Genomic DNA, 20,133 nt, shown 5'->3' with positions numbered 1-20,133 from the left:
CGTCGGGCAGGAGCGTGCGCGGCAGCTCGCCGTCAGGGCCGAGGGGGCGCCAACCGGGTGGAGGTGGGTTGGCGACCTTGAAGCGGTTGGCGTCGCTCCAGTCCAGGGCGGGTATGTGCTCACGGGCTCAATCACAGTCTGTATCCGCCGCGTCCGCCCTGCCGTCCGCGTCGTTGTCCGCCCCATCCGCGCAGTGCCCCGCCTCCGTGGGCGCGTACTCGCTGACGTGCAGCGTGTAGCGGATGGGCGTGTCCTGGCCGGGGTTCGCCATGCCGTCCACCACCACCAGCACCGTCTGCCCCTGCGCCAGCGCCACCTTCACCGCGGGCGAGCCCTGCACGCTGGCGCTCGGATTCGCCGCGCACCCCAGCTCCGTGCCCCGGCAGCCGGTGAGCACGTAGAGCGCGTTGCCCCAGCCACCGGGAGACGTGTCGAAGACGAAGGTGCCCGCGCGCGGCGCCGTCCACAGGTGTGCGCGGTCCTGCTGGAGCAGCGCGCCGCAGGTGCCCTGGAAGCCGTCGCCGGAAGCCACCGTCTCGCTCTGGAAGGTGACGGGCAGCGCGCTGCCCAGGTCATGGTGCGCGCAGCCCCGTCCGCCGCAGCCCGGTGTCCCGTGGCAGTCCGTGTCCGCGCAGTCCACCCAGCGGTCCCCGTCGTTGTCCATGTTGTCGAAGCAGGCCCCCGCCTCGCTCGTGCGCAGCGCGTCGATGTGCAGCTCGAAGTAGCCCGCGCTGAAGCGGTCGCCGCTCGCCGAGTCCACCACCACCAGCACCGTCTCCCCCTGCGCCAGCGGCACCGTCACCCGCGCGCCGCCGCCGTAGCTGATGCCGCCCGTGGCGCACGCCAGCTCCGCGCCGCCGCATCCGCTCCGGCGCACGGACACCAGTGAGCGCAGCGCCGAGCGCGCCGTGTCGAAGGTGAAGGTGCCGCTCCTCGGCGCCGTCCAGCGGAAGCCCCGGTCCGGCGCCGGCCTCCCACCGCATGAGGCCCCATGGTCGTCCCCCGCGTACGCCGTGGAGCCCTTCGCCGTCACCGGCAGCGCGCCGCCCAGGTCCTGGTCCACGCACACCGCCTGCGTCGCGATGCAGACGTTGGAAACGCCGGGCGCGCCGCAGGACTCGCCCACCGGGCAGGTGCCGCAGTCCACCCTTCCGCCGCACCCGTCGCTCACGAGGCCGCAGTTCTTCCCCAGCAGGCCACAGGTGTACGGCCGGCACGCGGGCGCGCCGCACACGTTGGGTGTCCCGCCACCGCCACACGTCATCCCGTCCGGGCACTCGCCGCACTGGAGCGAGCCCCCGCACCCGTCGGGCACGGTGCCGCAGTCCTTCCCCAGCGCCTCGCACGTGGCCGGCGTGCAGGACGTCTGTCCGCACACGTTGGGTACGCCGCCCCCGCCGCACGTGCCGGGCGCCGTGCAGGTGCCGCACTCCAGCGCGCCGCCGCACCCATCCGGCACGGTGCCGCAGTTCTTCCCCAGTGACTCGCACGAGTCCGGAGTGCACGTGCCTCCACCGCACATGTTGGGCACGCCGCCCCCGCCGCACGTCTGGCCGTCCACGCAGGTGCCACACGAGAGCAGCCCGCCACAGCCGTCCGGCAGGCTGCCGCAATTCCTTCCCAGCGCCTCGCACGTGGCCGGCGTGCAGGGCGCGGCGCCACACACGTTGGGCACGCCGTCGCCGCCGCACGTCTGGCCACCCACGCAGGTGCCGCAGTCGAGCATCCCCCCGCACCCGTCCGACACCGGCCCGCAGTTCTTCCCCAGCACTTCACACGTGGCCGGAGCGCACTCCCTGTCTCCGCACACGTTGGGTGCGCCGCCTCCGCCGCACGTCCTCCCCGGAGCGCAGGTGCCGCACTCCAGCGTGCCGCCGCACCCGTCGGGCACGGCGCCGCAGTCCTTCCCCAGCGACGCGCAGGTGTCCGGAACGCAGGCCGCCTGTCCGCAGACGTACGGTGTCCCGCCTCCGCCACATGTCTCGGGGGCGGCGCACGTCCCGCAGTCGAGCACCCCGCCGCACCCGTCCGGCACCTGCCCGCACTCACGGCCCATTGCCGCGCAGGTGCCAGGCACGCACGGCGCGGCGCCGCACACGTTGTGCCGGCCCCCTCCGCCGCACGTCTCTCCCGGAGCGCAGGTGCCGCACTCCAGCGTGCCGCCACAGCCGTCGATGGCGATGCCGCAGTCCATGCCCTGCGAGGCACACGTCATCGGCTCGCAGCGGGACGGCTTCCGGGCATCCGCGGGCCCGGGGTGCGAGCCCGTGTCGGTACACGCCACCCACAGCGCCAGTCCACACGCCCAGACCCACGCCCCCAGACGTCCCTTGTCCCGCATGCGCTCCCGCCGCCCTCGCCCGCGTCCCAACGTGGTGCCGCGGCGGCTTCGTGCCCAGCAGCGCGCCGCGCGCCAGCGGGCCTTCTGGCGGCCGGTGGACAGACGCGGGCCTCGTGAGCGCACGATTCCCGACGGTGGTCCCGGTCCGCCGGCACGGCTGGCCTGGAATGGCACGTCCGCGCACCTTGCCCGGGCCGGGCTTCCGGCCTGCGGGAGGGGGCGGAGTGGGGCGACCGTGGACGTTCGCGCAGCGCGTGGGCGCGGGCTTTCTCGCCTCGCTGCTGGTGGCGCTCGTCCTGGCGGGGACCTCGGTGGTGGCGCTGCTGTCCGTGCGCACCAGCAACAAGGCGCGCATCCTGGACCTGTCCATGGACCTGCTGGAGGTGGAGCGGCTGCGCCGGGCCTTCAGCGACAAGGTGTCCAGCGGGCGCGGCTATGCGCTGTCGGGAGACCCGCTCTTCGCGCAGGACATGGCGGCGTCGCGCGAGCGCTTCACCGCCACCTATCAGCGGCTGAAGTCCCGGCTGGGCGGCGAAGCGGCCGCGCTGCTGGAGTCCGCCGCCCACGCGGAGCTGGAGCACGAGGACACCGTGCGGGAGCTGGTGCAGGCCAACGAGAGCGGCGCCGGACGCGAGCGGCTGGAGGAAATCTTCGAGTCGCGCGTGAGCGAGTCACGGCGGCGCGCCTTCGATGCGCTGCAAGGGCTCGAGGAGCACAGCGAGGCGCGGCTGTCGCTGGGCATCCAGGAGGCGGTGTCGACGGACCGGAGGACGCTCGTGCTCATCCTGCTCGTCGGAGGGCTGGGCCTGGTGGTGGCCGCGGTGCTGGCGTGGGTGCTGACGCGGCGGCTGAGGCCGCTCCACCAGGAAGCCGAGGCCCACGCGCGGCGCTTCCAGCTCCTGGTGGAGGGAGTCCGCGACTATGGCCTCGACCTGCTGGACAAGGAGGGCCGCGTGGTGAGCTGGAACCCGGGCGCGGAGCGGATGACGGGCTACCGCGAGAGCGAAATCCTGGGACGCCCGGACTCCATCTTCTACCCGCCGGAAGCGGCGGACGCGGGGCTGCCGGACAAGGACCTGGCGCGGGCGCGACGGAACGGACGGCTGTGCACGGAAGGGTGGCGCGTGCGCAGGGACGGCACGCGGTTCCTCGCGGAGGTCATCATCACCGCGCTGCGCGACGGGCAGGGACGGCTGCGGGGCTACGCCAAGGTGTCGCGCGACATCACCGAGCTGCGGCGGGCCGAGCGCACGCAGCGCCTCTTCGCGGAGGCCGGGCGCATCTTCCACCAGCTCCTGGACCCGGACCTGACGGTGGCGGAGCTGGCGCGGATGATGGTGCCGGAGGTGGCGGATGCGTGCCTGCTGTACCTGCTGACGCCCTCGGGGGAGCTGAAGCCCCGGGCGGTGACGCACGCGGTGCCGGAGAAGGAGCAGCGGATATGGGAGACGTTGCGGCGCTACCCGCCGACGCCCGAGTCGCCGCGAGAGCTCTGGCAGGTGCTGCGCTCGGGCCGCTCCGAGCTCGCCGGTGACGTGCCACCCGAGATGCTGGCGCAGAAGGCGGAGAGCCCGGAGCACCTGGAGCTGATGGAGAAGGTGGGCATCCACTCGTACCTCGTGGTGCCGCTGCGGGTGGGGCAGCAGACGCGGGGCGTGTTCGTGCTGCTGACGTCCACGCCGGGGCGGCGGCTGACGCTGACGGACCAGGTGCTCGTGGAGGAGCTGGCGGGGCGGGCGGCGCTCGCGCTGGACAACGCGCGGCTGTTCCGCGAGGCGCAGGAGGCGGTGGAGCTCATCGGCGTGGCGGCGCACGACTTGGGCAACCCGCTGAACACGCTGCAGCTCCTCCTGCGCAGGCTGCAGCGGACGGACCTGGTGGCCGGAGGTGAGAAGGTGCGCGAGGGGCTGGGCTCGGCGCTGAAGCAGGCGCAGCGGCTGGGACAGCTCCTGCACAACCTGCTGGACTTGTCGCGGCTGTCGTCCGGGAAGCTGGTGCTGGACGTGGCGCCGGTGGACCTGGCGGAGCTGACGCACGAGGTGGTGGAGCGCTTCGCCGAGCAGGCGGAGGAGGCGGGCTGCAAGCTGAGGTTCGACGCGGAGCTGGGGCTGGTGGGCCGGTGGGACCGGCTGCGGCTGGACAGGGTGGTGACGAACCTCCTCTCCAACGCGCTGAAGTTCGGAAAGGGGCACCCGGTGGGGGTGCGGGTGGAGCGGATGGGGGTGGCGCGGGCGCGGCTGGTGGTGTCGGACCAGGGCGTGGGCATCGCTCCGGAGTCCCATCGCCGCATCTTCGACCGTTTCGAGCGCGAACCGTCCGCGAGCCAGCACGCCGGCTTCGGCCTGGGGCTCTACATCGTGCGGCAACTGGTGGAGGCGCACGGGGGCACCATCCACGTGGAGAGCACGCCCGGCGAGGGCGCGATTTTCACGGTGGACCTGCCGCTGATGCACCTGGGCGCGGAGGTGGAGCTTCCGGCCCCGCCCATGCCGTCGTGAGCCGCGGTGCGAGTCACACGGGCAGCGTGGACTCGGAGACGGGAGCGAGGAAGCTGCGCAGCGGCGACTCGGCGGGGGCCTTCTCCCGCTCCTCGAGCAGCTCGAACTCCAGCGAGTCGTGCGCGCAGAACACGGTGACGTCGCGGCCGTGGCGCCGCACCAGCTCGCGCAGGCGGCGCAGGTTGTACCAGCGCAGGTAGCCGTCGGTCTGCATGAGCTTCTGGTAGAAGCGCAGGCCCGGGGTACACCGGTACCGGTCCAGGTCCATCTCCCCGTGGTAGAAGTACGCGTCCCCGGAGTGCAGCAGCCAGCCGTCCTCGGTCTGGATGGCCACGCCCGCGTGCCCCAGCGTGTGGCCCACCAGCGGCACCAGCAGGATTTCCGGCGGCAGGCCCTGCAAGTCCCTCACGCACTCGAAGCCGAACCAGCGCTCTCCGGCGCCGCCCGTGGGGTACGTCACCCAGTTCGACTCGGCCAGCCACTGCTGGGGCCGGAAGCGCCCCCGGTCCAGCGCCGACGCCTGCGCGGTGGCCTGGCGGTACTCGTCCGCGAGCAGGTGCACCCGGGCCTGGGGGAAGTCCTCCAGGCCGCCGGCGTGGTCGAAGTCCATGTGGGTGAGGATGATGTCGCGCACGTCCTCGGGCTTGAAGCCCAGCCGCTGCACCTGGCGGATGGCGGTGGACTCCTCCACCAGCCGGGGCCGGAGCAGCACGTTCAGGAACAGGGGCGCCAGCCGCGGGCGCGGGTGGAGGACGTCCTGCAGGCCGAAGCCGGTGTCCACGAGGATGAGCCCGTTGGCGCCCTCCACCAGCAGGCAGTGGCACGTCAGCGCCGCGGGTCCGGCGAAGCCCTTCCGCCCGTCCATCAGCCGGCCCCCGGGCGGGCACAGGGTGGTGCAGTTCAGGTGGTGGATGCGCATCGCTCCCGCTCCTCGACGTGAGGCCCCCGCCGGGGCCGCTCGGGTCCGGAGCAAAGGTGCGCTGTGCGGGTCCGGGGAGGAATCCACGGGCGCGCGAAGAGGCCGGGGCTCGCCTGTCCGGTTGATGCCCGGGCCGTCAGATGCGCTGGAGCTGCTCCACCGTCCGCTCCTCGCGGACGTTGCCGGTGTTGAGGGTGGAGGCGGGCTCGAAGAGGAGGACGTGGACCTCCTCCTCGGCGACGGGCCGGTGCTCGACGCCGCGGGGGATGATGATGAACTCGCCCGGGTCCACGTCCACGGTGCGCTCCCTCAATTCCATACGGAGGCGGCCGTGGAGGACGAGGAAGAGCTCGTCCTCGGCTTCATGGTGGTGCCAGACGAAGGGCCCCTGGAGCTTGACCACCTTCACCTGCTGGCCGTTCAGGTCTCCGACGACCTTGGGGGACCAGTGCTCGGAGAAGAGGGCGAGCTTCTGCGCGAGGTTCACCTTGTCCACGGTGGGGGCCGGGGTGGGCTCGGTGGCGGGGGTGTCCCCGGCCTCCGCGCGGCGGCGGGAATCCCAGCGCGGGGGACGGGCGACGGTAACGGTGGGACTCCGGGTGGGCGCGCTCATTCAGCCTCGGATTGTCTGTCTTTCGCCGAGGATAATCCCGCCCCCGGGCGAGGGGGAAAGGATGCCGGTCGAATAGCAGACGAATTCGGGGGGGACGGCCCCGTGCCCCGGCGTCAGTCCGGGAAGAACATCGGGTCGCGCGTGGTGACGAACGAGGAGATGGCGGAGGCCACCTCGGGAGGCAGTCCGGTGAACTGCACGCCCACGCCGGGCATCAGCTCCGGGGTGCGGGAGTTGGACTCGCGCACCCAGCGCACCACGCCCGTCACCTTCATCGGCCGGCCGCCCGGCAGCGTGAAGTCCAGCTCCACCTGCGTGCCGCGCGGCACCGGGTCCACCGTGGCGATGAAGACGCCGCCCTCGCTGATGTCCATCGAGAAGCCGGTGAAGAAGTTCGAGTCGCTGCGCATGTCGATGGACGTGTGCATCCGCACCCGTCCGTTGCGCCGCGCGTCCCTGCCGTCCTGCGCCGCCGCCGCGGGATGGGCCGCCGGAGCCGCGGGCATGGGAGCTCCCTGTGCCCGCGCCGTGGCCGCCGGCCGGGCCAGCTCGGCCTGACGCGCGCGCGCCGCCTCCTGCTGGGCCCGCGCCTGCGCTTCCTGCTGCGCCCGGGTGCGCGCCGCCGCCGCATCGACGTGGTGCTTCACCACCGTCTCCGCGTCGGCCACCGCGCGCGCCACGTGCGCCGCCTGCTCCTGGTGCGCCTTCAGCGCGGCGTGCATCTCCTGCCCCGCCTGACGCCGGGCATGCAGCGCCGCCTCGCGGGCCTTCAGCGCCTTCTCGCGCGAGGCCTCCACGTCCAGCGCGGGCACCGCGAGCGCCTCCAGCCCCGCGGCCTGCCCGGCCAGCGCCGGGTCCGCGCCGGGCTCCTGCTGGACTCGCGCCAGCGCCGCGCGCAACTGGTTCAGCCGGGTGGCGAGCGCGGAGGCCTCGGCGGTGGCGCGGGCCAGGTGCTCGGCGAGCTTCGCTTCATGGACGGACAGCTCACTCTCGGCACGAGTCAGCTCCGCCTCGCGGGAAGGAGGACGGGCAGCGGGAGACGGCGTGGTCATTCTCGGGGACTCCAAGCGGGCCCACTGTAGCGAGCCCCCGCGTCCCACGCATCCGCTCGTGCCTCCCGTCACCTGGGGAGGACTGTCCCACCCACCTTGGAGCAGGCGGGCGGGCAGGGGGGCAGGGCCGAGAATTCCAGGTGATTCCGGACCCGGGGCCTCAGTCCGCGCCCTTGATGCAGGCCACGGGCTTGAGGCGGTGGGCCACGCGGGCGAGGCCGGCCATCTCCACCGTCTCCAGCACGTCGTCCAGGTTCTTGTAGCAGGGCCCGGACTCGTCGAGCGGCGTGGTGCGGGTGTTGAGGAGGATGCCCGCCTCGGCCATGCGCTTGTCGGTGACGTCCTGCTTGAGCACGCGCCGGGCCTCGCCGCGGGACAGCCGGCGGCCGGAGCCGTGATTCACGGAGTAGATGGACTTCTGCGCCCCCTGCTCCGCGAAGAGGATGGCGCTGCCCGTCTCCATGGAGCCCGGAATCAGGATGGGGTGGCCCGTCTTCTCCCACGGGGTGCGCTTGAGGGCGGGGTGGTTGGCGGGGAACGCGCGCGTGGCGCCCTTGCGCGCGACGAACTTCCCGGCCTCCTTCTGGATGAGGTTGTGGGAAATCTCGTAGTAGACGCTGGCGGTGCCGCCGAAGACGTCCTCGAGCGCGGCGCACACGGCCTCGCCGATGATGAGCCGGTTGGCCACGGCGAAGTTGGCGGCCATGTTGTGGAGGTTCCAGTACTCGCGCCCCAGGGCGCTCTCCGCGTCCAGCCAGACGAAGTCCTCGCTGCGGCTCTTCAGGCCGAGCTGGGCCGCGCCCTCGACGAAGAAGTGCTTCGCGATGTTCCACCCGAAGCCGCGGCTGCCGGTGTGGAGCATCACCCAGACGCGGCCGTCCTGGTCCACCTGCATCTCGGTGAAGTGGTTGCCGCCGCCCAGGCTGCCGAGCTGGTCCCTCTTGCCGTAGGCGCGCTCGGGGATGTCCACGCGGTCATCCTCGACGGGGATGAAGTCGCGCTCCGTCACCGAGGAGCCGCGGCCCAGGGCCTTGGCGCCGTGGCGGACGACCTCGGAGAAGGTGCGGTCCGTCACCTTGCGCTGCTTCTGGACGCGGCTGGCGCCCACGCCCACGGCGATGCGCCGGGTGACTTCGTCAATCCACTTGCGGCGCTTGACGGGGTCGGCGACGTCCTCGGCCATGAGGGACGTCTGGAGTTGCACCATGCCGCAGCCGATGTCGTAGCCGGCGGCGGTGGGCAGGAGGACGCCGTCGGTCTCCACCACGGTGCCGATGGGCACGCCGTAGCCCACGTGGCAGTCGGGGGTGACGGCCACGCGGGTGACGCCGGGGAAGGACGCGGCGTTGACCACCTGGTCGAAGACGGCGTCCTCCAGGCCGGGCTCCTCGGGGCCCTCGCCCCAGAGCAGCTTGTCGGACAGGAACAGGTCCGCGTCGACCTTCATGCTCTTGGTCTTCGGCAGGACGTAATGGCCCTCGGCGGCCTTTTCCAAACGCTGCTTCCAGCTCATGACTTGAATCCCCAGGAGAGGGATGAACACGCGGCAGGGACGGGGGCGTCCGAGCGAAGCTGACCAGGGCCCCCTGGAGACACGCTCTTCACGAGGATGCTGGGAGGGCGGGCGGGAAGGCGAGCGATTTCCGTGCCGTCGTCGCCCATCTGGCGTAAGTGGGCGGCACGGGCCGGCGGGCCTCGGGGAGCACGGGCATGCGCGTCGAGCGGCTGGAGCTGACCAACTTCCGCGGTATCCGTCACCTCGCGCTGGACTTCCCCACGCAGACCACCGTGCTGGTGGGCATCAACGGCGTGGGCAAGTCGGCGGTGCTGGATGCCATTGCGCTGCTGATGGAGTGGGCCTTCGAGCGAATCCTCGAGGACCTCGAGCTGCAACGGGTCCGGCATACCCTCGATGCACGTGACGTCCGCATCGGTGCCAGGGGGTGGAAGCTCACCATCACGGCGCGCGAGGGAGACCAGACCTTCACGTGGGGTGAGTCGGCGGGGCAGCTTCCCGAAGGGGAGCCGGAGCTGAGCGGGGAGCCCGACCCCTACGGCCGCTTCCTGTGGGGGAAGACCCGGGAGCGGCCACGGCCCGCGCCGCCCCTGGTCGTGCAGTACTCCACGAGCCGGGGACAGTGGCTGAGCGCGCCGAGGGACTCGGAGGAGGAGCTGCCCGCGGAGGAGTGGAAGCGGGCCTTCCACGGCGCGCTGCCCGCGGGCGTCGGCACCTTCGACGACTTCTACACCTGGTTCCGGGAGCGCGAGGACCTGGAGAACGAGGAGCGGGCCCGCAGGCAGCAAGACCATCGCGACCGTCAGCTCGAAGCCGTCCGTGGCGCCATCAGCACGTTGCTGGGAGGCTTCTCCCACCTGCGCATCGAGCGCAGGCAGCAGCGCATGGCCATCCAGAAGCAGGACGAGACGCTCGACGTCATGCAGCTCTCCTCGGGAGAGAAGGCGCTGCTGACGCTGGTGGGAGACCTGTCCCGCAGGCTCTCGCTCCTCAACCCCGACCTGGAGGAGCCCCGGCTGGGCAACGGCCTGGTCCTCATCGACGAGGTGGACCTGCACCTGCACCCGCGCTGGCAGCGCACCATCATCGCGGACCTGGAGCGCACCTTCCCCAACTGCCAGTTCATCGTCACCACGCACTCGCCCCAGGTGCTGAGCGAGGTGAAGCCCGAGAGCATCTACCTGCTGGAGCGCCGGAACGGAGACACCGTCGCGGCGCGGCCGGGAGCGTCCTTCGGGCTCGACAGCAACCGCATCCTCGAGGACCTGATGGGCGTGGACGAGCGGCCCCGGTGCATCAAGGAGCGGCTCCAGGAGCTCTTCCGCCTCATCGACGAGGGGAAGCTCGAGGAGGCTCGCGCTGTCCGGGGGGAGCTGGCGGAGGAGATTGGCTCCGACGAGCCGAACTTCGCCAAGGCGGACGTGCTCATCCGCCGAAAGGAGCTGTTGCCCGGTGCGCCCCATCGTCCGAAGCGCTGAGCCGGCGTCGTTCAAGGACTGGAAGGCCCGGGCCTCGGCTCGCTGGCGCCCGACATGGGAGAACTTGAAGCGTCCGGAGAAGCCGGAGGTCTTGAGTGCCCTCCTGCGCGACCAGGGCTACGTCTGCTGCTATTGCGAGCGGCGCATCGACCCGGACAGGGCCCAGCGCGAGTCCCACATCGAGCACCTCCAGCCGCGCCACCACGCCCCCGAGCTCGCGCTGGAGTTCTCCAACCTGCTCGCCTGCTGCCAGGCGGGCCTGGAGGAACAGCCGCGCCAGGTGCCCGCCCACTGCGGCCACCTCAAGGGCGACACCCCCATCGAGGTGCATCCCCTGATGCGGGACTGTCGTGACTACTTCGTCTTCGACAGCGCGGGGGGCGTTCGCCCGAATGATGCCGACCCGGCCCGGGCCGCCGCGGCCCGCCGGACCATCGACACCCTGGGGCTCGACATCCCCAAGCTGGTCGCACAGCGCAACATGGCCATCGAGGCGGTCCTCCCCCTGCTGCAGGACGACGCGTTCGGCGATGATGCGCTGCGAGCCTTCCTGGCCGCGTTCGATGGAAAGGATGCGAAGGGGCACCACTCCCCATTCGCGACCGCTGTGGTGCAGGTCCTCTCGGGTTACCTGATGCCTGAGCGGGGCTGAGGTGGTCCCGCGGCGCGCGGTGTTGTCATCGCAACGCCCGAGGCGCACTTTTCGGCAGGGGGGGCCGGCTGCCCGGTTCACTCACGCGGTCGAGCGACCGTCGGCTCGCGTGCGAATGGCACGAATCCGCTCGGCGTGGGACTTGCCGCGTCCCGAAGCCATTCCCATCAATGGCTCAGCATCCAGGTAGGGGGTTGGGCGATGGGATTTCTTGGTGGGGTTTTCCTGGCGATGGCGCTGAACGCGGCGCCGGTGGAGCAGCCGGAGCAGAAGCCCGTGGAAGTGGCGGCCCCGGTGTTCAATCCGTCCGTGTGCGCGAAGAAGCGCGTGGACTCGTGTGGTTGCCACCACGTGTACGGCATCCGGCACTGCCATCCGAACCGCAAGGGTGAGCACTGCGAGGCACCGGTGAAGGCGCGGCTCCCGGCGGAGACTCCGGCGCCCGCGAAGACCCAGGCTCCCGAGCAGAAGAAGCAGCTCGACCCGAAGAAGTCGGTGTCCATGTAGGGCACGGGCGTGCTGGCGCGCCGGCCCGGAAGCGCGCGGACCCCGCGGGGCCGCGCCACCGGCCGGGTGGCGCGCTCGCGGAGGCGCGCACGGAACCTCCATTCCGGACATGGGCGGCCCGGGGGCCGACATGGCGGGGATGCGGGGCCTTGGCTGGTGGAGGCCTGGCAGAGCCCCCGGAATGGAGCTTCCGTTCCGGGAATGCCCGAGCGCCGCGCGCTCAGGAACTCGCCGGAGCGGAGCCCACCGGGTGCTACTCCGGCGAACAGCCCGCGACGGGCTGCTGTGCCACGGGCAGTGTCTCCGCGCGGCTCACCTCCAGCGGGCTGTCCGAGCGGATGATGACCCAGCGCGCCTGCGGCGACACCCGGAGCGCCACGGCGTTCGGGCCCAGGCGGCGCAGCTCGGGCCGGTAGGGCATCACTCCGACTCCGGGAGCCGCGCGAGTGTTTCCGGCGCCATGCCCGGGAACAGGCACCATCGTCAGCGGGCCTCCGGCATTGTCCGTGACAGGCACACCGGCCAGCGTTGCTCCCGCGAGACGCATCGCCGGAGGCACGGGCGCCAGCGTGGCCCCGTGAGGGCGGGCCCCGGCACCCGCCGCCGGAGCATGAGAAGGCACCGGGGGCTGGGTGATGAGCCGCCCCTGCACGATGGGGAGGCTCGACGACTCGCGGCGCGTGCCCGGCGGAGCCGCGGGAGGGAGCAACGGAATCGGCGCCACCCGTCCGGCCGCGCGCTGCAGCGCCTCCACGTTCAGCGGCGTGATGGAGGGCGCGGCCGGAAGCGGCCCCGTTGCGCGCGTCTCCTCGGCCGCGCGGAGGACATAGGCAGGGGGAGGCGGTGGTGGGCTCCTCCTGTCCGCGCGCGCGTCGAGCCGCTCGAAGAAGCCCGTGTTGCCGCTGTAGAGCCGCTCGTCCTCCATCGCGGTGGACGGCGGCTTCGGCTGGCCGAGCTGCGCCAGGTCCGAGTGGAGCATCGGGTCCTTCGGGTCCAGCTCGAGCGCGGCGCGCAGCGCCCCCCGGGCCCGCGACTCGCAGCCCTGCTCCATCAGCAGCGCCGCCGCCGCTCGGTACGAGGCGACGGCCGACTGCCGGTCCCCGGCGCGGCGGCAGCACTCCGCGTGCCGCACGCGCACGTTCGGGTCCTTCGGGGCCAGCCGGAGGATGCGCGCGTAGGTCTCCGCGCACTGCGCATAGCGCCCACGAACGAACAGGGCGTGCGCGGCTTCCTTCAGCTCCCTCAACTTCATCAGCTCCCGCTCGCCCATACCCTTGGCCCCCTTGCCAATGCGGGGGACAGGAAGCAGGGGGCATGCCGGGAAGCGCGGGGCCGTTGAAAGGTCCGGTGCCGGGCGGAGTCTCCACCCCCAGGCCCGGATGCCCGTTCCGCGACGTGCAGGCCTCCGCGCCCGGGGTACGAGGCCCGACGCACCCGGGCCGAACGAACCCGGGGTGAACCCTGTAAAAAGGGGGGAAGGGCGCTGTAACAAGGAAAGTCTTGGAGCGCCCCCTCCCCGCGCGCGGGTGCCGTGCTACCGGCCCTGCGGGGCAGCGCGGGCCTGGCGCGGCTTCTCCTGGCCCAGCAGCTTGTACGCCTGGTCGCGGTGCTGCTTCAGCGTGGGCAGCAGCGAGTCGAGCTGGCCCTTCAGCTCGGTGTTGCTGGCGAACTGCTGCTGGCCGGCCATCACCTTGGCGACGTCCGCGTCGTGGTCGCTCACCGCGTGCGCGAGGAAGGCGCGGTCGAAGGCGGGGCCCTGGAGCGACTGGAGCTTCGCCATGACGGCGTCGTCGGCGTTCTTCATCGTCTTGTGGAAGTCGTCATCCACCTTCGGCTCGCCGAGCGTCAGGTTCTTCTTCTGCGCGTAGGACAGCAGCTTCTGGTCCGCCGCCTGGTGGTCCTTCACCAGCCGCGCGCCGTAGTCCTTCACGCCCTTCGACACGCCCTTCTGCTGCGCGAGCTGGCCGAGCTGCACCTCCATCTGCTGCGAGTGGTGCAGCATCTCCAGGTAGGCCTTCTCGTCGGTGGGGATGGGCAGCAGGCCCTGGTCCATCAGCTTCGCGCCCTGTGCATCCGGCTGGGCGCCCTGGACCTGCTGGCCGGAGCCGCCCGTGCCCTGGCCCGTCGTGTCCTTCAGGCTCTCGCCCTGGTCGATGGCCTCCGCCTCGCCCATGCGGAGCATGCCCTGGGTGTCATCGGTCCCGTTCTGCGTGCTCTGCTGCTGCGTGTCGTCCTGCGCGACCGCGGCCCCGCCCATGGAGAGCGAGCCCATCAGCATCCAACCCATCCAGCGCTTCATTGCCTGCCTCCTCGGTTCTGGAAGTCCCGGCTCGAAGTTGGAGGCGGGCGGAGCCGGGCGGCCAGGGGAGGGCGGGCGGCGGAGCGGGCGTTCCGTCAGTGACTCCTGTCCCGGTGGTGCTTGTGACGGACCACCAGGAAGGTTGCGACGAACCCCACCGCGAAGAAGCCCACCAGCAGTTGGCCCCAGGGACCCTGGGGCTTGGCGGCCTCGATGAGGTCGAAGACGAGCTTGCCCGGACCCGCGCTGGAGCTCATGGCGTGGACCTCACGGCTCGGCGAGCAGGAACAGCGCGTGGGCGCTGGCGATGGGGCGGGTGCGGTCATCCTGCCAGGCCTCGACGCGCACGTTGGCGACGCGCCGGCCCTGGCGGGTGATGAGCGCCTTGGCGAAGGTGTCCTGCGGCTTGCCCGAGCGCAGGAAGTCCACGGTGAGCGAGATGACCTTGGGCACGCGCTCGGTGTCCGTCTGGAGGAGCAGCTCGAAGATGGCGGCGGACTCCAGCAGGGCGCCCAGGGTGCCGCCGTGCAGCGCCTGCAGGATGCTGTTGCCGATGAGCTTCGGCGAGTAGGCCATGCGGCAGAGCATCTCTCCGGCGAGGTTCTCCACGCCGATGCCCATGTAGCGCGTGTAGGGGATGGCGTCGGTGAGCTTGCGGTACTCGCGCGACTTGCGCACCTGGCGCACCAGCTCGGCGAGGGGAAGGGGGGTGGGCGTCGTCTCGCTCATGGCCGTCACTCTTCCGTCCTCATGAAGGTGCCCTGCGCGGAGGCCACCGGGTTGCTCTTGTCGCCCTGATGCACGAGCGCGCGGACGAAGGCCACCTGGCGGGTGAGCTTGTAGCACTCGGCCACGCAGGTCAGCGACACGCCGGGGCGCGCGGGGCGCAGGTAGTCGATGCGCAGGTCCAGGGTGACGAGCGGCGCGAAGCGGCCCAGCTTCAGGAACACGGCGGAGCCGCAGGACGCGTCGATGAGCGTCGTCACCGGCCCGCCGGCGAGCACGCCCGTCTCCGGGTTGCCGACGAGGAAGTCCGCGTAGGGCAGCTCGACGGTGGCCTCGGCGGGGCCGATGTCCACCAGCCTCAGGCCGAGCGCGTGGTTGTGTGGCACGGCGTCCGTGTAGAACACCGCGCAGCGCTCCATCCGCGCCGCCTTGTCCTCGGGAAGCGTGAAGTCCGACATGAAGCGCGGATACCAGAATCTCCGCCCCGTTGCGCGCTGCGTTTCGACGGGTGTCCACCCCTCCCACACCGGGGCGTTCCGGGACTTCCGCTCTCCGTCCAAGACATCCCCGGAAAGGGCGCGTGGCGGACTGTGGGGGCGAGCGTCGCGACGCCGGGCCGCTTGCACCCGCCCGCGAGTGACGGGCGGATGCACCGGGGACGGCTCTCCGCCCGTGCCGCGGCCGTTGGCGCGGGCCGCCTCCACGCAGGCGGATGGGCCGCCCGCGAGCGACGGGCGGCTCCCCGTCTGTGCCGCGACCGCTGGCGCGGGCCGCCTCCACGAAAGCGGATGAGCCGCCCACGTCCGCGACGGGCGGCTCCCCGCCTACGCCGCGACCGTGGGCGCCGGCGGCGTCGCGCCGAGCAGTCTCCACGCGTCCGCGAGAGACCGGCCGACGGGCCCCATCACCGCGTCATCGGACCAGTAGAAGGGGTGCACCAGCGGCGTCCACGAGAACAGCGGCCCGGCGAGGCGCACGGCGCAATCCTTCACGGCGTGACGGTACGCGGCGCTGAGGGGCTGGAGCGGCCAGGCGAAGATGTCGTCATCATCATGGAAGTTGAGCCACTCGCCGCCGAGCCCCGGGTGGTGGCGCTCCAGCTCCGGCGCGGGCACCAGGACGGGCCGGTCCAGCTCCGCGTTCCGGTAGCGCAGGCTCCACAGCGCCATGGGCGTGCCCAGCGTGTAGAAGCGGCTGAGTGTCTCGCCGCGCTCCAGGGGGGACGGACCCTGCGCGGCGCGCACCGTCTCCTCGATGATGTCGCGCCCGGTCTGCCGGTGGACCTGGAGGTCATAGAAGTAGTTGCTGGCGATGACGCTGCCCAGGCTGTGCGAGATGAACGCACAGGGGGGCGGTGTCTCCGGCCTTCTCGCGAAGCCGGGCGAGCGCCTCGGCCACCTTGCGGTGGATGGCGGTGTAGACGTCCGGGTCGGCGGGGTTGGACTGGTAGGCGATGATGTCGCCCACGAAGTGCACCATCAGCCAGCGCAGGCCGGGGTAGCGCTGGTCCATGCCGCGCGTGGACGGCCGCATCATGCGGAGCATGAGGGGCACCAGCGCGGACTCCCGGCCCTGGTTGACGGCGCGAATCCCGTCGTAGAGCGACTGCCAGTAGCCCTCCGCGTCGGGCGTGCCGTGCCGGGCGAGGAAGTCCCGCTCGGGGCCCTCCAGCACGGAGGCCCAGTTCACGGTCTCCACGACGAGTGCCTGCTCCGGCGCGGTGCGGGCCTGCGAGCCGAACTGCTCGCGCAGCTTGCGCAGGGCGGTGTCGAAGAGACCCGGGTCATCCACCTCGATGCCGTGGATGATGAGGACGGCGAGCTTCCTCATGGCCGGACCTCCCGGCCTGGACGCGGGCCCGTGGCCCGGACGGTGCTGCTCGGCTTCATGGTGTGTCCCCCCTGAGACGGTGTGACGCGACGGTCCAATCCGCTTCACCCGGAGAGCACCCTACCACCGCCAGGAAGAGGCCTGCCCGCCCGCCTGTTCACGGCGCCGCATCCTCCGGCCCCTGGGGGCCGGGTAGTCTCCACCACCCGACACACCCCGCCCTTTCACGAGGACTCACGGTGAAACGACTGACCTCCGCTCTCTGCGCCGCGCTGCTGCTGCCTGGCGCGCTGCTGGCCGCGCAGCCCACGACGACGCCTCCCGCCGCCCGTCAGGACCAACCTCCGGCGCCCGGGAAGAAGGACGAAGCCGCCCGCGAGGCCGCCCGCGCCGCGGAGGTGGACGGCGGCACCCCGGCCACCACCACCGCGGACGCCGCGAAGGAGGGCAAGGACAAGGACGCGTGGAAGGTGGACGCGCCGGGCTTCCCCGCCACCGAGGTGCGCATCGACGTCACCGAGGGCACGTGGATGAACGTGGACGTCAGCCCGCGAGGGGACGAGCTCGTCTTCGACCTGCTGGGGGACCTCTACGTGCTGCCCATCGGCGGCGGCGAGGCGAAGGCGGTGACGACGGGTGTCGCCTGGGACATGCAGCCGCGCTTCAGCCCGGACGGGAAGTCCATCGCCTTCACCAGTGACAGGGGCGGCGGCGACAACGTCTGGGTGGTGAAGCGGGACGGCTCGGACGCGCAGGCGGTGACGCAGGAGAAGTTCCGCCTGCTCAACAGCCCGGCGTGGAGCCCGGACGGCCAGTTCATCGTCGCGCGCAAGCACTTCACCGCGCGCCGCTCGCTGGGCGCGGGCGAGGTGTGGATGTACCACCGCTCCGGCGGCGAGGGCGTGCAGCTCACCGAGCGCACCAACGACCAGAAGGATTTGGGCGAGCCCGCGTTCTCCCCGGACGGCCGCTACGTCTACTTCAGCCAGGACATCACCCCGGGCAAGACGTTCGAGTACAACAAGGACCCGAACGGGGAAATCTACGCCATCCAGCGGCTGGATTTGGAGACGAAGGAAATCGACCCCTTCGTCACCGGCCCGGGGGGCGCCATCCGGCCCACGCCGTCGCGGGACGGGAAGCAGCTCGCGTTCGTCCGGCGCGTGCGCGGCAAGAGCGTGCTCTACGTCACGGACGTGGACTCCGGCGCCGAGCGCCCGCTGTATGACGGGCTCGACCGGGACATGCAGGAGACGTGGGCCATCCACGGCGTGTACCCGGGCATGGCGTGGACGCCGGACAACACGTCGATTGTCTTCTGGGCGGGCGGCAAGCTGCAGCGCATCGACGTGGCGACGAAGAAGGTGACGCCCATCCCCTTCCGGGTGAGGGGCACGCGCACCCTCTTCCAGGCCGTCCGCACACCGCAGGCGGTGGCGCCCGAGCGCTTCACGGCGAAGATGCTGCGCTGGGTGCAGGTGTCGCCGCGCGGGGACCGCGTGGTGTACCAGGCGCTGGGCAAGCTGTACGTGCGCGAGCTGCCCAACGGCACGCCGAGGCGGCTGACGAAGCAGGAGGAGCACCTGGAGTTCTACCCGTCGTTCTCCCGCGACGGGAAGTCCATCGTCTACACGACGTGGGACGACGAGAAGCTGGGCTCCATCCGGGTGGTGCCGGCCACGGGGGGTGAGGGGAAGGTGCTGACGTCGAAGCCGGGCTACTACGTGGAGCCGGCGCTGAGCCCGGACGGCAAGGCGCTGGTGTACCGCGCGTCGGGTGACGGCTACCTGATGCCGGGCCAGTGGAGCCGGGAGACGGGCCTGTTCGTGATGCCGGTGTCCGGTGGCACGCCGCGGCGGCTGTCGCGGGACGGCGAGCAGCCGCACTTCGGCGCGCGCCCGGACCGCGTGTACTTCCTGCACGTGGAGTCGAAGGAGAAGGAGGACGTGCGCTCGCTGAAGAGCGTGGCGCTGGACGGGAGCCAGGAGCGCACGCACCTGACGAGCGCGGAGGCGACGGAGCTGCGGGTGTCCCCGGACGAGAAGTGGGTGGCGTTCCGGGAGAACTTCAACGCGTTCCTGATGCCCTTCCCGCGAGGGGCGAAGTCGGCGTCGGCGGGGCCGGACGCGAAGGCGCTGCCGGTGGCGCGGGTGACGAAGGACGCGGGCGAGTACCTGCACTGGTCGGGTGACAGCAAGCGCCTGCACTGGGCGCTGGGGCCCGAGCTCTTCACGCGCGAGCTGAAGGACAGCTTCCGCTTCATGGACGGCGCGCCGGAGAAGCTGCCGGAGGCGCCGGCGAAGGGCGTGGACATCTCCTTCCTGGCGAAGTCGGACGTGCCGGAGGGCACGCTGGCGCTGGTGGGCGGGCGCGTCATCACGATGAAGGGTGACGAGGTGCTGGAGCAGGGCGTGGTGGTGGTGCGGGGCAACCGCATCGTCGCGGTGGGGCCGGTGGGGAAGGTGCAGGTGCCGGCGGGGGCGAAGGTGGTGGACGTGAAGGGGAAGACGTTGATGCCGGGGCTCATCGACGTGCACTGGCACGGGGCCATGGGCGTGGACGGGCTGATGCCGGAGCAGAGCTGGGTGCATGCGGCGTCGCTGGCGTTCGGCGTGACGACGCTGCATGACCCGTCCAACGCCTCGTCGCAGGTGTTCGCCGCGAGCGAGCTGGGGAAGACGGGGGCGCTGCTGGCGCCGCGCATCTTCTCCACGGGCACCATCCTCTACGGCGCGGCGGGGGCGGGCTACCGGGCGCCGGTTGAATCGCTGGATGACGCGCGCTCGCACCTGCGGCGGATGAAGGCCATCGGGGCGTTCAGCGTGAAGAGCTACAACCAGCCGCGGAGAGACCAGCGGCAGAAGGTGCTGCAGGCGGCGCGCGAGCTGGGGATGCTGGTGGTGCCGGAGGGTGGCTCGCTGCTGCAGCACAACCTGACGATGGTGGTGGACGGGCACACCGGGGTGGAGCACGCGATTCCGGTGGCGCGCATCTACGCGGACGTGAAGCAGCTCTGGGGAAAGAGCGGCACGGGCTACACGCCGACGCTGGGCGTGGCGTACGGCGGCATCTGGGGTGAGAACTACTGGTACCAGAAGACGAAGGTGTGGGAGGACGAGCGGCTGTTGTCCTTCGTGCCGCGGCGGGTGGTGGACTCGAAGAGCCTGCGTCCGGCGAAGCTGGTGACGGACGAGGACTTCAACCACTTCAACGCGGCGAAGGTGGCGCGCGAGCTGAATGACGCGGGTGTGAGCGTGCAGCTGGGCGCGCACGGCCAGCGCGAGGGCCTGGCGGCGCACTGGGAGCTGTGGATGTTCGGCCAGGGAGGGATGAAGCCCTTGCAGGCCCTCCGGGCGGCGACGCTGAACGGCGCGCGCTACCTGGGGATGGACGGCGAGGTGGGCTCGCTGGAGGAGGGCAAGCTGGCGGACCTCATCGTGCTGGACAAGAACCCGCTGGAGGAGCTCCGGAACAGCCGCACGGTGCGCTACACGATGGTGAACGGGCGGCTGTACGACGCGGCCACGCTCAACGAGGTGGGGACGCGTCAGCGCCAGCGCGCGAAGTTCTTCTTCGAGAAGGACGGCAACGAGGGCTGGAGCCCGAAGGCCACGGCGCACACGCACACGAGCGAGTGCGACTGAGCCCGCTGTGAGGACCGGGACCTCCTGGCGTGTGCGCCGGGAGGTCCCGAGTCTGGGG

Annotated in this window: 17 protein-coding genes; 5 read left to right on the top strand and 12 right to left on the bottom strand. The window is 71.7% G+C overall.

From position 1 onward, the window contains the following. Positions 1–127: 127 nt before the first annotated feature. The gene (locus K8638_RS13865; protein ID WP_223754982.1) at positions 128–2,341 is read right to left on the bottom strand and encodes a tryptophan synthase alpha chain; all 2,214 of its coding nucleotides are present in this window, start codon (positions 2,339–2,341) and stop codon (positions 128–130) included. 224 nt (positions 2,342–2,565) lie between these two features. Here K8638_RS13865 and K8638_RS13860 point away from each other — a divergent pair, with 224 nt between their 5' ends. After that, positions 2,566–4,839 carry an ATP-binding protein gene (locus K8638_RS13860; RefSeq protein WP_223754981.1) on the top strand — a complete coding sequence of 758 codons (2,274 nt, stop codon included), beginning with the start codon at positions 2,566–2,568 and terminating at the stop codon, positions 4,837–4,839. A gap of 13 nt (positions 4,840–4,852) precedes the next feature. Here K8638_RS13860 and K8638_RS13855 read toward each other — a convergent pair whose 3' ends face one another. The 4 genes from K8638_RS13855 to K8638_RS13840 all read right to left on the bottom strand — a co-directional run bounded on the left by K8638_RS13855 (position 4,853) and on the right by K8638_RS13840 (position 8,936). Continuing rightward, positions 4,853–5,758 carry an MBL fold metallo-hydrolase gene (locus K8638_RS13855; RefSeq protein ID WP_223754980.1) on the bottom strand — a complete coding sequence of 302 codons (906 nt, stop codon included), beginning with the start codon at positions 5,756–5,758 and terminating at the stop codon, positions 4,853–4,855. A 136-nt stretch (positions 5,759–5,894) separates the two neighbouring features. Further along, positions 5,895–6,371 carry a cupin domain-containing protein gene (locus K8638_RS13850; RefSeq protein ID WP_223754979.1) on the bottom strand — a complete coding sequence of 159 codons (477 nt, stop codon included), beginning with the start codon at positions 6,369–6,371 and terminating at the stop codon, positions 5,895–5,897. Positions 6,372–6,484: 113 nt separating this feature from the next. Next, a complete protein-coding gene (locus K8638_RS13845) occupies positions 6,485–7,423 on the bottom strand; it encodes a TIGR02266 family protein (protein ID WP_223754978.1) in 939 nt (312 codons plus the stop codon). Between the two features lie 160 nt (positions 7,424–7,583). Continuing rightward, positions 7,584–8,936: an RtcB family protein gene (locus K8638_RS13840; RefSeq protein ID WP_223754977.1), complete on the bottom strand. Its 1,353-nt coding sequence runs from the start codon at positions 8,934–8,936 to the stop codon at positions 7,584–7,586. 197 nt (positions 8,937–9,133) lie between these two features. On the opposite strand from K8638_RS13840, the gene K8638_RS13835 reads away from it, so the two are divergent. The 3 genes from K8638_RS13835 to K8638_RS13825 all read left to right on the top strand — a co-directional run bounded on the left by K8638_RS13835 (position 9,134) and on the right by K8638_RS13825 (position 11,576). Next, positions 9,134–10,417, top strand: a complete 1,284-nt coding sequence (locus K8638_RS13835; protein ID WP_223754976.1) for an AAA family ATPase — start codon at positions 9,134–9,136, stop codon at positions 10,415–10,417. Then, the gene (locus K8638_RS13830) at positions 10,392–11,069 is read left to right on the top strand and encodes a retron system putative HNH endonuclease (protein ID WP_223754975.1); all 678 of its coding nucleotides are present in this window, start codon (positions 10,392–10,394) and stop codon (positions 11,067–11,069) included. Before K8638_RS13835 ends, K8638_RS13830 begins: the two co-directional genes overlap by 26 nt. Positions 11,070–11,270: 201 nt before the next feature. After that, positions 11,271–11,576: a hypothetical protein gene (locus K8638_RS13825; protein WP_370643973.1), complete on the top strand. Its 306-nt coding sequence runs from the start codon at positions 11,271–11,273 to the stop codon at positions 11,574–11,576. Positions 11,577–11,829: 253 nt separating this feature from the next. On the opposite strand, the gene K8638_RS13820 is transcribed toward K8638_RS13825, so the two are convergent. The 7 genes from K8638_RS13820 to K8638_RS13790 form a co-directional block, all read right to left on the bottom strand. Then, the gene (locus K8638_RS13820; RefSeq protein ID WP_223754973.1) at positions 11,830–12,846 is read right to left on the bottom strand and encodes a hypothetical protein; all 1,017 of its coding nucleotides are present in this window, start codon (positions 12,844–12,846) and stop codon (positions 11,830–11,832) included. A 264-nt stretch (positions 12,847–13,110) separates the two neighbouring features. Then, positions 13,111–13,875 carry a DUF4142 domain-containing protein gene (locus tag K8638_RS13815; RefSeq protein ID WP_223754972.1) on the bottom strand — a complete coding sequence of 255 codons (765 nt, stop codon included), beginning with the start codon at positions 13,873–13,875 and terminating at the stop codon, positions 13,111–13,113. Between the two features lie 95 nt (positions 13,876–13,970). Next, on the bottom strand, positions 13,971–14,132 hold the full coding sequence (locus K8638_RS13810; protein WP_223754971.1) for a hypothetical protein: 162 nt from the start codon (positions 14,130–14,132) through the stop codon (positions 13,971–13,973). A gap of 10 nt (positions 14,133–14,142) precedes the next feature. Further along, entirely contained in the window at positions 14,143–14,604 is a 462-nt protein-coding gene (locus K8638_RS13805; protein WP_223754970.1) for a PaaI family thioesterase, read from the bottom strand. A 5-nt stretch (positions 14,605–14,609) separates the two neighbouring features. After that, positions 14,610–15,059 (bottom strand): PaaI family thioesterase, encoded by a 450-nt coding sequence (locus tag K8638_RS13800; RefSeq protein ID WP_223754969.1) that lies wholly within the window; start codon positions 15,057–15,059, stop codon positions 14,610–14,612. Positions 15,060–15,425: 366 nt separating this feature from the next. Further along, positions 15,426–15,845, bottom strand: a complete 420-nt coding sequence (locus tag K8638_RS13795; RefSeq protein WP_223754968.1) for a hypothetical protein — start codon at positions 15,843–15,845, stop codon at positions 15,426–15,428. 46 nt (positions 15,846–15,891) lie between these two features. After that, positions 15,892–16,431, bottom strand: a complete 540-nt coding sequence (locus tag K8638_RS13790; RefSeq protein WP_223754967.1) for a hypothetical protein — start codon at positions 16,429–16,431, stop codon at positions 15,892–15,894. 239 nt (positions 16,432–16,670) lie between these two features. On the opposite strand from K8638_RS13790, the gene K8638_RS13785 reads away from it, so the two are divergent. After that, a complete protein-coding gene (locus K8638_RS13785; protein WP_223754966.1) occupies positions 16,671–20,075 on the top strand; it encodes an amidohydrolase family protein in 3,405 nt (1,134 codons plus the stop codon). The last annotated feature ends 58 nt before the right edge of the window (positions 20,076–20,133 follow it).

This window comes from Myxococcus sp. RHSTA-1-4 (assembly GCF_020037125.1).
Classification (GTDB): Bacteria; Myxococcota; Myxococcia; order Myxococcales; family Myxococcaceae; genus Myxococcus.
This window is presented reverse-complemented; position numbering and strand designations above follow the sequence as displayed.